Source organism: Aeromonas sp. YN13HZO-058 (assembly GCF_001921245.1).
GTDB lineage: Bacteria > Pseudomonadota > Gammaproteobacteria > Enterobacterales > Aeromonadaceae > Aeromonas > Aeromonas allosaccharophila.
This window is the reverse complement of record NZ_MQSY01000038.1, coordinates 154,742-166,645: the sequence shown is the minus strand read 5'-3', so window position 1 is coordinate 166,645 and position 11,904 is coordinate 154,742. Positions and strand designations below refer to the sequence as shown.

Sequence of the window (11,904 nt, the reverse complement as noted above, 5' to 3'; positions counted from 1 at the left end):
TCACGACAACGCGGTCGCCGAGAGCTTCTTCCAGTTGCTCAAACGGGAGCGGATCAAGCGCAGGATTTACGCGACAAGAGACGAAGCCCGCAGTGATGTGTTTGATTATATCGAGATGTTTTACAACCCAATCAGGCGCCATGGTTCCAATGATGGGTTGTCACCGGTAGAGTTTGAAAGGCAGTTTATTTTTCAGCAACAGAGTGTCTAGAAAACCAGGGGCGATTCAGTCGGTGTGCGGGCCGGGGATGGGCAACACGGCACGGTGTTGCAGCCAGAGGCCGGTGATGCCGTACATCAGCATCAGGGCGAGGGTAAAAAAACCGGCCCAGGCATGGAGGCGGCGTACCCATTTGTTGTTGTGAAGGGGAACTCTTCTGCGTTTCATCGTGGTTGCTTCATAAAAAAACTGGCCAGCAAGGGCTGGCCAGTCGGGGTGGTTGTCACAGAGATCAGAAACGGTAGGTACCGGTCAGGCTCAGCTGACGGGGCGTGCCCGGCATGATCTGGGTGGCACTGGTGGCGCTGACGAAGTACTCGTGATCTGTCAGGTTCTCAGCGCTCAACTGGGCTTCCCACTGCTGCCAGCGATAACCGGCGCGCGCATCGAAGCGGGCGTAACCGGGCAGTGTGGTGGTGTTGGCGTTGTCGGCGAAGCGATCGCCCACCGCCGTCACGCCGGTTTCACCGAACCAGCCCTGCTCGCCACTCTGGTAGCCGAGATAGAGCTGGCCATTCTGGCGGGAGACGTTCATCGGGCGCTTGCCCTGCAGATCCGCATCCGCCTTGACCTGCTCCGCATCCTGAATGGCAAAGCCGCCACGCAGGTAGATCTCGTCGGTCAGCTCGGCGCGGGCACTCAGCTCGACCCCCTCGGTGCGCTGCAGGCCGGTGAGGATCACCTTGGTGGGATCCAGCGGATCCTTGGTGCGCTTGTTGTACATCTCCAGTCGATAGAGGGAGAGGGTGGTCGCCAGCTTGCCATTCAGCCAGTCACTCTTCACGCCACCCTCGTAGAGGCGGGTGTGCTGGGGTTCCAGCCCATTGTTCTTGTCACCCGGGGTGATGCCGATCAGCTCGCCGCCTACCGGAGTGAAGGTCTTGCTGTAGGAGGTGTAGAAGGCGTGATCCTCGAGGGGATTCCACACCAGACCGAGGCGCGGGCTCAGGCTGTTGACCGAGACGCTCTCCTCCTTGTTGAGGTCGTAGCGGCGACTGGTGACGGTGAAGTCGTCACGGCGCAGCCCGCCCACCAGATGCCAGTCACCCAGGCTGAGCTGATCCTGCAGATAGAGGCCATTGCCGCGCACCTTGTGTTTGGCATCGCTGGAGAGCTTCATGGCGCCATTGTAGGTGGGCAGTGAGCCCGGATCGTAGAGGTTGCCGGACGGGATGGCGGTGGCGTTCTGGTAGAGCTTGGGTGTGCGCTCCTGCCAGTTCTGCTCGAAGCCGACCAGCAGGCGATGTTCCACCGGGCCGGTCTGGAACAGACCTTCGGCCTCGGTGTTGCTGATCAGATTCTTCGCTTTCAGATCCTGCTGCCAGCGGGAGCGGGTCACCTGATCCCCTTTGACGCTGGTGACATAGGTGTTGTCAAACTGGCTGTCGAGGGTGGAGTAACCGAGCTGCTGGCGCAGCTGCCACTGATCGTTGATATCCCAGGAGAGGCGGGAACGGGTGGATTGCGCCACGTCATCGATGAAGTCGCGGCTGGTATCGCTGTAAACATACTCCCGCGGCACATCGGCCGGGCGACCATTGACCCCGGGAATGCCGCGATCCGGGGTGCGGTCATGTTCGTTGCGCTCGTACTGCACCAGCCAGTTGAGGTTGTCGCTGATCTCCCAGTTGGCGGAAGGGGCCAGCAGCGTGCGCTTGCTCTTCACGCCGTTGCGGAAGCTATCTTTGTCCTCTTGCGCCATGTTGAGGCGCAGTTGCACCTGCTCACTCGCCTCGCCATTGAGGTCGGCGGTCAGCCGCTGGTTGTCAGAGCTGCCAACCCGGGCGGTGACGCTGGACTCCTGTCCTTTCTGTGGCTTCTTGCTGACCCGGTTGACGATGCCCCCCGTGCTGCCGCGGCCGTAGAGCACGGCTGCTGGGCCCTTGAGCACTTCCACCCGCTCGATGTTGCCGAGATCCCGGGTGTACTGCATGTCGTCGCGGAATCCGTCGAGATAGAAGTCGTTGCTGGCGCTGAAGCCGCGGATATTGACCCCGTCGAAGCGGGTGTCTCCGCTGGCGTTGACCCCGGGGATGCCGCTCAGGGCTTCACTCAGCGTTGGTTGGCCGAAGGCGGTCAGCTCGCTGACCTTGACGCTGTCGATGGTCTGGGGAACCAGCTTGGCTGGCGTATTGGTACGGGTAGCGGTGGCGACTTCCTGATGTTGGGAGCGTTTGCCAACCACAGTCATGGTTTCATCGGCGGCCTGGGCAGTGAAGCCGGTGCCCAGCAGTGCCAGCGAGACCAGCGTTCTGCGAAAGTGAGGGTGCTGCATATTCAATATTGACTCTTTGGATGTCGACCTGACGGCTCGAACATATTGATTTAATTATAATTAGCCTGACCCGCTGAAGCGGGATGCCAATGATATTGATTTTCATTTGTCTGGCAAGGTGAAAATGGAGCTATCTGTGGCGGTGGTTTGTTGCGGTTGGGGGAGCGCTGCTGAAATGAAAATCCCCTGCAGCAAAAGCGCGAGAATGAAGCGAGAGCAAAAAGGGCGTAGAGGAAGAAAAAGGGGCGAAACGTGAAGAGCTATCCGGCCCGATAGGACGGGCCGGATATCGGACTCACTGGGTGCGCAGCAGTCGGCGGGTGAGGGGCAGGGCCGCCAGCAGGCGATAGACCAGCAGAGACGCTCCCAGCAGCAGCGGCACCCTGGCAATCTCCCACAGGATGGATGCACCCTGCGGGCCGAACATGAAGAGCCAGACCACCAGCATCATGTGCAGGCAGTAGATCCCGAGCACCTTGGGGGCCTGGCACTCCAGCCAGCTGCCCTTGCCCCACTCGGGGTTGGCCAGCAGCAGGCCAAACAGACCGAGGGCCCAGGGAAGGGAGCCGAGCAGGAAGTCGTGGCGGGTGAGCGGCACCGCGGCGAAGTGCTGCAGCGCCCAGGCTTCACATCCATAGAGCGCCACGCCCGCCAGCAGCAGTTGCCAGCCGGTGCGGGCATCCGGCTGCCACTGACGCTGGCGCAGCAGGGCCCCCAGCGCGACAAACAGCAGGGAGAAGAAGGGGCCGTTACGGGTGAGCAGTGGCCACTCGGCGCCCAGCAGCGGTTTGGCATAGGAGCCACCCAGCAGCGCCAGCAGATAGAGGCCAAAGCCCAGCCAGAGGGCGAGCGTTGGCTTGCCAAGCCGGTAGCACAGTGCCAGCAGGCTCACCGCCATGATCAGGGCTGGCAGGAACCAGAGATGGATCATGCCGCCCACCAGCCAGCCGTTGAGGGGGTCGGCGAGCTGGAATTGCCACTGTCCGCGCAGGGAGACCAGATAGCCCTGCTGCACGGCATCCAGCGGATTGAACGGCACCAGCAGGTAGACCAGGCTCCACCCCAGCCAGAGCAGCAGCAAGGGGCGACAGTAGCGCCAGGCCACGGTCAACGGCGCCTCGCGAGTCAGCCTCGGCTGCAGAAAGTAGCCGGCACAGAGGAAAAACAGCGGTACGGCAAAGCGGCACAGCTGGTTGATGGTGCCGCCCAGCCAGAGCCAGGATTCGCCTCCCCACAGGGCGGGGTTGAACGGATTGGCGAAGGGGGAGACGTGAATGGTCATCACGGCCAGAATGGCCAGCACCCGCCCGCACTCGATACTGGAAATACGCATGGTGGCTCGTTGTTACAGGGGTTGTGACGGCACGCTAAAACCCGCACCGTCAACTTGCAACCAATTGATTTTATTCGTGTGAGTCACGTTGTTGAGCGGTTACGTTTTGTAACGGGATGGCGGGAGGTGTTACCTGTAACGGGAGCTGGCTCCCGTTTTTTGGCGCAGCCACGCAAATAAAAAAAGCGAGGCGGGCGCCTCGCTTCGACAGGGCGGATTCGGGCTTACTGGTGGGTCATCATGCTGCTCTGATTGGCTGCCAGGGTGGTTCTGCCCGAGCTCTCCAGCCAGGTTTTGATCCGCTTGGCATCGGCGACCCGATCGTTGGTGGTCTCGGCATTGAGCAGCACCATGATCACCGGTTCGTGATTGACCTTGGTGCCCAGCACCAGACAGCGGCCCGCTTCGCGGATATAGCCGGTCTTGGAGAGGGTGAACTCCCACTGCCCCTCGCGGATCAGCCGGTTGGAGTTGAGGTAGTGCAACTGGCGCTTGTTGGTGCGCACATAGCTCTGCTGGTCGGTGGAGTACTGGCGGATCAACGGATAGGAGGCGGCAGCGGCAGCGAGCTTGGCGAGATCCTGCGCGGTGGAGACATTGCGCGGGTTGAGCCCGGTGCTGTCGGCATAGCGGGTATTCCACATCCCCAGCATGCGGGCCTTGGCATTCATCGCCTCGACGAAGGCGCGCTGGCCACCGGGATAGTGGCGGGCCAGCGCCGAGGCGGCGCGGTTTTCAGAGGACATCAGGGCGATATGGAGCATTTCGGCGCGGCTGAGCCTGGAGCCGATGGCCAGGCGCGAGCCGGTCCCCTTGATACGGTCGATGTCGGCATTGGTCACGGTGAGCATTTCGTTGAGCCGCAGGTTGGCATCCAGCACCACCAGCGCCGTCATCAGCTTGGTGAGCGAGGCGATGGGCATCACCCGGTTGCCGTTGCGCTCGGAGATCACCTCGCCGGTTCTGTGGTTGGCCACCACGAAGGCGGCCGAGCTGAGGTTGGGCACATCCCGCCGCTCGAGAAAGCCGCTGCTGCTCTTGCTGCTGGCGGAAAAGGGGTTGGCATGGGCACTGTCCATAGTGGCCGGCAGCATGACTGCGCCAAGCAACAGGGGAAGGAGGGAACGCATCATCATGATCTGCTCTACCGGACGAAATACAGGGATATCTGGCTAAGTTATATGTCGTGAACTGGCGCTTCACAATCATTCTCACCTTGATATTGATAATTTGCGGCGTTAAAGGGGCTCTGGCAGCGAAACGCGGGTGAAAATGGCCTCTCTGGAGTCTATTTATGGGGGCTGCCGACAGGACATCATGGTGAGGGTTTGCCGGGGCATGGGCATCGCGGAGTAAGAAAAATCGGGACCAGAGCGGTCCCGATTGGCATGAGCCATTGCTCACCGTTTAGTGGGCATCTTCCTGCTTGATCTTGAAGCGCATGGCGATCACCACGAACAGCAGCGGGCCAATGATGGTCCAGACGCCGGTGGAGATATCCCCGGAGATAAAGGGGGCCACCACGGTAAAGACGTTGCCGAAGGCGACCAGGATCAGGCTGATGATGGTGGCCAGCAGCACGGAACCCGCGCTCTTGAAGAAGATCAGATCCTTGCCCAGCGCCGGGTTGTTGCGATAGCGATACCAGGCGTAGATGAGGAACATGTAGGGCAGGGTCATGCCGACGTTGGTCATGGTGATGATCAGCTCATAGAGGGCGGCGGCCCCTTCCGGGTTGATCAGGGTAAAGATGGACTTGGCGGCAATAAACAGACAGACCACCCAGGCTTGCACCTTGAGGGCTTCAATGCGCACGCCATTCTCGTTCTCGCGCTGGAAGCGCTCCGGCCAGAAGTAGCTCGGGGTGCCGGTGATGAACTGGCGCAGCGGCGCGTAGGAGAGGGCGATAAAGGCACCCAGATAGCTCAGGAACATGCCCAGCCCGGCAAAGCGCATGAACACCTGCCCCAACCACTCACCACCGAGATGGCGCCCCAGCTCCAGCATGATGATGAAGAGGGCGGAGAGTGAGGTGATTCCCTCGGCCGGGAAGTCGCTCCAGCGCATGATGGAGCCGACCGCCAGAAAACCGATGATGTAGCAGAGCACGATGAAGGCGCCGGAGAGGAAGATGCCGCGCTTGAGGTCGCGCTCGGGATCTTCCAGCTCGTCAGCCACCCCGGCCATCGCCTCGACCCCGCCGTAGGCGAAGATGGCGAATACCATGAAGCCGAGGAAGGGAATGATGTCGTTGAACGCGGCATTGGGAGAGGCTGCCAGTGATGCCTGAGTGAGGGGCTCCTGCAGGGTCATGCCGCTCACCGCGAAGGTGAAGACGCCACCGACCAGCAGCAACACGTTGAGCGCCACCACGGAGAGACCGCCGATGGCCGCCACCTTGGCGAAACGGGCGCTACCAAAGGTGATGAGCTTGGTGACGGTGGCAACCAGCGCGATGGCAACGACCCCCAGAATAAAGGGACCAAAGTCGATGCCGGTGCCCAGAGTGACCGGGATGACGGTGATGTCGCGGCCAAACAGCATGAAGGAGAGCGGCACCCACATGGAGAGCGCCTTGCCAAACATCCAGATGACGTAGGAGGCGAACCACATGGTCAGACCGATAAAGGCGAACCGGGTCGAGACCGAGTGGCGCATCCAGGTAAAGATGCCGCCCGCCTCCTTGCGAAAGCCGGTACCAAACTCGATCATCATGAGGATGAACGGAATGAAGAAGAACAGACCGCCGATCACGAACATCGGAATGGCGGCATATCCCATTCGATAGAAGCCGATCCCGATATTAGTGACGCCAAATACCGATGTTAATATCATCAATATAAAGGCACCCAACTTCAGCTTTTTTGCTGACATATTTAAAACTCCCTGATGGTGCTGGATTTAAAGTAATCAAAAATTAAACAGACGAAACCGGGCCAATTAATAACGCTATCGCGCCATCTCATCCTGTTGTGGCTGGCACGATCGGGTCAGCGCTGACAGGGCTGGCTTACCCGTCAGGCGGTCAATGAATGTATGGGCGGAGCTGCATGGCCTTGGCCACGAGCGGTATTGGTCTGCGTTGCCGAAAATTAACTGTGAACGATTTTATCATTAATGCTGTTCAGCAGGTAAGTTCCCCGAATGAAGCCGCAGCTAAAATAAACAGAGCTGCCAGTTAATTGATACGTTGCGGATGTAAACATTTACGCCCTGGCCGACACTTATTTCCATTATTCGTGTTCGGAATAATTGGCGGAGTGAATTAAACCATCCTGCCAGATAGACCTGCGCCAATGGCGCGAGGTCCCATCATCCCAGCCGGGTCAGCAGCACGCCGCCAGTGATGATGGCCGCCGCGGTCAGTCGCACGCGTCCGAGCGGTTCTTTCAGCAACCAGACCGAGAGCAGCATGGCAAACAGCACACTGCTTTCACGCAGGGCCGCGACCACACCAATGGGGGCTTGGGTCATGGCCCAGATGACAATCCCGTAGGCGAGCAGTGACATGGCGCCTCCCGCCATTCCTGACAGCGCATGGCGGCGGATCTGGCGCCACGCGTTGCGCCTCTGGTTGATGATCAGCACTAACAGCATCGCCAGGCCGGTACAGGCAAAGAGCCAGAGTGTGTAGCGTACCGGTTCACCCCCTGCGCGGGCGCCGGCCCCATCCGAGAGGGTATAGGTCGCCGTGAACATGGCAGTGATCAGTGCCGCCCGAACCGCTTTGCTGCCAAGGCGCTGCTGCCCCCCTCGCCAGGCCATCAGCAAGACCCCCATGATCAGCACGCAGGCGCCGAGGATGCCGCCGTAGCCGGGGTAGTCCCCCAGCAGCATGGCACTTAGCACCATGGCAAGCAGCGGGGCACTGCCACGGGCCAGCGGATAGATCTGGCCAAAATCGCCCTGATTGTAGGCATGGCTGAGAAACAGGCAGTAACCGGTATGGAGCAGAATGGAGAGGCCGAGCCAGGGCCGCTCGGCTGCGGAGGGAAGCCCCATGGGCAGCAGCGCCACGGCGGCGATAAGCCCGGAGAAGATCGCCACCAGCGACACGCCCACCAGCCGCTCTTCGCCAATTTTGACCAGCGCATTCCAGCTGGCGTGAAGCAGGGCGGCCAGCAGAACGGCAAAAAAGACGGTGGTGCTCATGGGGGCAGGCTCTCGGGCGATGGGGGTCAACAGCATACCCGCCCGGAGCCTGATTGGCCGAGATCTGTATCAAGGCTTCGGCTTTTCGGGGCTCGCCTCCTGTTTGGTGGCGTTGCCCAGTTGTCCCAACACCAGCTTGGGATAGGGGTCGGTCTGCAGCGGTATATCCTGCAACTGTGTTCCCTGCTGGTGGCGGTGGATGATCCCGGCGGCCATCTTGCCCAGCGCCTCGTAGCTGCTGATGGTGCCAACGCTACAGCCGTGCTCGACGAACAGTTCGGCACTGCAGATGGTGGGGATGGCAGCTTCGTTCAGTGCATTCAGCAGACGGGGGGCGATGGAGAGCAGATAGCTGTCTGCGGCCAGAAAGACGATGTCGTTTTTGGCATCCTGTTGCAGCCGCTTCAGTTCGTTGTCCAGCCGCCGTGGGTCAGGGGCCATCCGCCAGGTGACCATCTGCCATTGATAGCGTTTCGCCTCGTTGAGCAACATATCGGCCACCAGCAGGGTGTTCTGCTCCCGCGGGTTGAAGGGCAGTAGCAGCCGTTTGCTGGTGGCCAGATGCTCGCTGGCGTTGGCCAGTTGCAGCGCCATCGGCACCATGTTGCTGACCCCGGCGACCATACTGTTCTGGGTTTTGTCTTCCGAGAGAATGTCAGCCCCGACCGGATCGGAGACCACGTTGAAGATCAGTGGCTTGCGGTTGGCCAGCAGACTCTTGGTCATGGTGGTGGCGGTGGTGCCAAAGGTGTAGATGTAGTCGTACTCTGCCAGTTTCGGCAGCATCTGCTGGCGCAGCATGGTTGCCAGCGCCGTGCGATCCTGATCGGCGTTATAGGTGGTGATGGTGGCCTGATAGCCAAGGCGGGTCAGCTCTGCCCGAAAGCCCGCTTCGGCTGCGGTTTCGCCGCGCCACAGCACCATGGCGATAGAGAGGGCGTGAGCCGGCAGGGACAGCAACAACAGTAGTGTGACAAGCAGTTGACCCCTCATTTTTTCACCTCCCGTGCAGACCCTTGTCTGATGAGCCTAGGCCACTTTCTCCGGTCGTGAGCGACGCCCAGCAAAAAGCGCGATGGCAAGCCATCGCGCTTTGGGTATCCGCAAAACTTCGATTAGAAGTCGTAGCGGGCAGCCAGCTGGAAGTCATCCTGGTTGGCCGTCGCCTTGCCGGCAACGCTGTCCAGATTGTTGATGCGGTACTCGCCAATCACCCGCAGGTTCTTGTTGAATTTGTACTGGGCACCCAGGGTGTAGTAATCCACGTTGTCTTTCTTGGTACCGGCTTTGTCCTGCTCCTGCTTGTTCCACAGCGCCATCAGACCGAAGCCGTTCTCGAAGTTGTAGCCCAGCGCGGCTTCCCAACCGGTGTGATCGGTGCCGGTCGCCAGGAAGTCGCTGCCATCGGCGTAGCTCAGGGCGGCGTAGGCGGCCTTGTTGTCGAACTTGGCGGAGATCAGCCACAGCTTGGCATCTTCTTCACCGCTCTTGTCGCGGATACCGACGTTGTAGGCGGTACCCAGTGAAAGGTTGAACGGGAAGGTGTAGGCCACGGCAGCACCGTAGGCGGCATCGCTATCCTTGCTGGTAGTCTCTTCGGTGTCACCACCGTCGAACTTGTAGCTGGTGTCGAGCTGGAAGCCATTGAACAGGCCGGAGTATTTCAGCACGGAACCGGCACGGTTGGTGGCGAAGGTGTCGGTCTTGGCGCCCAGTGCTTCGTTGCCGTAGCCGTCGGAGAGGGAGACATCAGTCCAGTCGGCCAGGAAGCCCGGCGCCCCTTTCTGGCGACCGAAGGTCACGCTGCCCCAGTCAGCGCCCACACCGGCGAACGCCAGACGGGTACGCAGGTTGTCGGAGCTCTCGCTGATGGTCTTCTCGCTATCGTTGATGTACATCTGCACTTCGTACTGGGCCAGCGCCTTCAGACCGCTCTGGATCTGGGTCTCGGCCTTGGCGCCGAAACGGACAAACTGGTTGGCCCCCTGCTTGGCGCTGTAATCCTTGGTGCCATTCGGGTTGGCAGTATCGACGTTTTCTTTCTTGTCACCAAAGAATTGACCGGCGTAGATACGGCCATAGAGATCCAGCATGGAGGTGTCATTTTTATACACTTCAACGGCTTGAGCCTGGAAGGCTGCGGTCAGAGCCAGTGCCACTACAGTCAGCTTTTTCATCTTAATCCCTTGTGTTGCAAGCTTTTGTTTTGAAGACGGGGCCATGCTAGGCAGCGGGGATGACAGCGGGGTGACAGTTGGGTGAAGAGTCGATGGCAATTGGGTTGCAATTGGATGAATTGGCTACATTCTTGCTCGCAACGGCTACTTTTGTGCGCAAAGGTTTGCCCTTGTGGTAGAATGCCGCCCGTTTTCGAGCTCCATAGGTTGGATATGCGATGAGACGTGAACTGGCAATCGAGTTTTCCCGAGTGACGGAAGCGGCTGCACTGGCTGGCTACAAGTGGCTCGGACGTGGTGACAAGAATATCGCTGATGGTGCGGCCGTAGCGGCCATGCGCCACATTCTCAACCAGATCGAGATCGATGGTGAGATTGTTATCGGCGAAGGTGAAATTGATGAAGCGCCGATGCTCTATATCGGCGAGAAGGTCGGTACCGGACACGGCGACGCGGTGGATATCGCGGTCGATCCTATTGAGGGTACCCGCATGACCGCCATGGGTCAGGCCAACGCGCTGGCTGTGCTGGCGGTGGGCGACAAGGGTTCCTTCCTGAAGGCACCTGACATGTACATGGAAAAGCTGATCGTCGGGCCCAAGGCCAAAGGCGCCATCGACCTGAATCAGGCTCTCGAGCTGAACCTCAAGTCCGTGGCCAAGGCGCTGGGCAAGCCGCTCTCCCGTCTGACCGTCATTACGCTGGCCAAGCCGCGTCATGACAAGGCGATCAAGGAGATGCAGGGTCTGGGCGTGCGGGTGTTCGCCATTCCTGATGGTGACGTTGCCGCCTCCATCCTCACCTGTCTGCCGGACAGCGAAGTCGACATGCTGTATGGCATCGGCGGCGCACCGGAAGGGGTGATCTCCGCTGCGGTGATCCGCGCGCTGGATGGCGACATGCAGGCCCGTCTGGTGCCGCGTCACCGCGTCAAGGGCGACAGTCCGGAAGTGCGTGCGCTGGGCGAGCAGGAAATTGCCCGCTGCGAAGCGCTGGGTATCGATGTGAACAAGGTGCTCAAGCTGGAAGACATGGCGAAGAATGACAACGTCATCTTCTCCGCCACCGGCATCACCAAGGGTGATCTGCTGGACGGTATCACCAGCGATGGCGTGATGGCGACCACCGAGACTCTGTTGATCCGTGGTAAATCCCGTACCATCCGTCGCATCAAGTCGATCCATTACCTGGAACGCAAAGACAGCGTGGTACGCGACATTATTCTGTGATGTGGTGAATACTGGTCGGCGGCAAGTCCCGTACTAGTGCCGCCGCATCAAGTCGAACCATTACCTGGAACGCAAAGACAGCGTAGTGCGCGACATCATCCTGTGATGATGGTTCGCTGAACCGGCTGTGTTGCCTGAAGCCCGATCGCCCGTGCGGTCGGGCTTTTTGTTGTGCGCCAGCTACGTTTGTGCCGCCGCTTCGGCTATGGTGGCTCAGACCGTCCCAAAGGAGTGGAGTGTATGGAGTGTCGTAGCGGCTGCGCTGCCTGTTGCATCGCCCCCAGTATCAGCAGCGCCATTCCCGGAATGCCAGATGGCAAACCGGCTGGCGTCCCCTGTATCCAGCTCGATAGCGCCCTTGGCTGCAAGATCTTCGGTCAACCGGAGCGACCGGCGGTGTGCGGCGGTTTTCGCCCCATGACGGATGTGTGCGGTAGCCACCGTGCCGAGGCCATCTGGCTGATCGGCGAGCTGGAGCGGCTCACTACCTGACGAGGGTAGGGCGACGAGATAAAAAA

At 60.1% G+C, this 11,904-nt stretch carries 10 protein-coding genes and 1 pseudogene; 3 read left to right on the top strand and 8 right to left on the bottom strand.

Features of this window, described 5'->3' with window-relative positions:
• Positions 1-211, top strand: a 211-nt coding sequence (locus BSP75_RS09370; RefSeq protein ID WP_148140671.1) for an IS3 family transposase, incomplete at its 5' end; no start/stop codon positions are given.
• An 18-nt stretch (positions 212-229) separates the two neighbouring features.
• Here the strand turns inward: BSP75_RS09370 and BSP75_RS09365 are convergent.
• From BSP75_RS09365 to BSP75_RS09330, 8 genes and pseudogenes are all read right to left on the bottom strand, one after another.
• Positions 230-388: pseudogene (locus BSP75_RS09365) on the bottom strand (peptidase); the annotation flags it as partial.
• 64 nt (positions 389-452) lie between these two features.
• A complete protein-coding gene (locus BSP75_RS09360) occupies positions 453-2,495 on the bottom strand; it encodes a TonB-dependent siderophore receptor (RefSeq protein WP_075112965.1) in 2,043 nt (680 codons plus the stop codon).
• 295 nt (positions 2,496-2,790) lie between these two features.
• Complete coding sequence (locus tag BSP75_RS09355) at positions 2,791-3,828, bottom strand: acyltransferase family protein (RefSeq protein ID WP_075112964.1); 1,038 nt, start codon at positions 3,826-3,828, stop codon at positions 2,791-2,793.
• 224 nt (positions 3,829-4,052) lie between these two features.
• Positions 4,053-4,964 carry a D-alanyl-D-alanine endopeptidase gene (gene pbpG / locus BSP75_RS09350; protein WP_075112963.1) on the bottom strand — a complete coding sequence of 304 codons (912 nt, stop codon included), beginning with the start codon at positions 4,962-4,964 and terminating at the stop codon, positions 4,053-4,055.
• A gap of 271 nt (positions 4,965-5,235) precedes the next feature.
• Positions 5,236-6,702: a glutamate/gamma-aminobutyrate family transporter YjeM gene (gene yjeM, locus BSP75_RS09345; protein WP_042655634.1), complete on the bottom strand. Its 1,467-nt coding sequence runs from the start codon at positions 6,700-6,702 to the stop codon at positions 5,236-5,238.
• 438 nt (positions 6,703-7,140) lie between these two features.
• Positions 7,141-8,016, bottom strand: a complete 876-nt coding sequence (locus BSP75_RS09340; RefSeq protein ID WP_083617127.1) for a DMT family transporter — start codon at positions 8,014-8,016, stop codon at positions 7,141-7,143.
• 33 nt (positions 8,017-8,049) lie between these two features.
• Positions 8,050-8,973 carry an ABC transporter substrate binding protein gene (locus BSP75_RS09335; protein WP_075112962.1) on the bottom strand — a complete coding sequence of 308 codons (924 nt, stop codon included), beginning with the start codon at positions 8,971-8,973 and terminating at the stop codon, positions 8,050-8,052.
• A 122-nt stretch (positions 8,974-9,095) separates the two neighbouring features.
• A complete protein-coding gene (locus BSP75_RS09330) occupies positions 9,096-10,157 on the bottom strand; it encodes a porin (RefSeq protein ID WP_075112961.1) in 1,062 nt (353 codons plus the stop codon).
• Between the two features lie 218 nt (positions 10,158-10,375).
• Between BSP75_RS09330 and glpX the strand changes: the two genes are divergently transcribed.
• A complete protein-coding gene (glpX, locus tag BSP75_RS09325; RefSeq protein ID WP_042061575.1) occupies positions 10,376-11,386 on the top strand; it encodes a class II fructose-bisphosphatase in 1,011 nt (336 codons plus the stop codon).
• 240 nt (positions 11,387-11,626) lie between these two features.
• On the top strand, positions 11,627-11,878 hold the full coding sequence (locus BSP75_RS09320; protein WP_058053486.1) for a YkgJ family cysteine cluster protein: 252 nt from the start codon (positions 11,627-11,629) through the stop codon (positions 11,876-11,878).
• Positions 11,879-11,904: the final 26 nt, after the last annotated feature.

Bases quoted from the DNA above. Each gene is read 5' to 3' on its own strand.
- BSP75_RS09330 (WP_075112961.1), bottom strand. From the start codon at position 10,157: ATGAAAAAGCTGACTGTAGTGGCACTGGCTCTGACCGCAGCCTTCCAG.
- BSP75_RS09360 (WP_075112965.1), bottom strand. From the start codon at position 2,495: ATGCAGCACCCTCACTTTCGCAGAACGCTGGTCTCGCTGGCACTGCTG.
- BSP75_RS09340 (WP_083617127.1), bottom strand. From the start codon at position 8,016: ATGCTGTTGACCCCCATCGCCCGAGAGCCTGCCCCCATGAGCACCACC.
- BSP75_RS09335 (WP_075112962.1), bottom strand. From the start codon at position 8,973: ATGAGGGGTCAACTGCTTGTCACACTACTGTTGTTGCTGTCCCTGCCG.
- BSP75_RS09355 (WP_075112964.1), bottom strand. From the start codon at position 3,828: ATGCGTATTTCCAGTATCGAGTGCGGGCGGGTGCTGGCCATTCTGGCC.
- yjeM (WP_042655634.1), bottom strand. From the start codon at position 6,702: ATGTCAGCAAAAAAGCTGAAGTTGGGTGCCTTTATATTGATGATATTA.
- pbpG (WP_075112963.1), bottom strand. From the start codon at position 4,964: ATGATGATGCGTTCCCTCCTTCCCCTGTTGCTTGGCGCAGTCATGCTG.
- glpX (WP_042061575.1), top strand. From the start codon at position 10,376: ATGAGACGTGAACTGGCAATCGAGTTTTCCCGAGTGACGGAAGCGGCT.
- BSP75_RS09320 (WP_058053486.1), top strand. From the start codon at position 11,627: ATGGAGTGTCGTAGCGGCTGCGCTGCCTGTTGCATCGCCCCCAGTATC.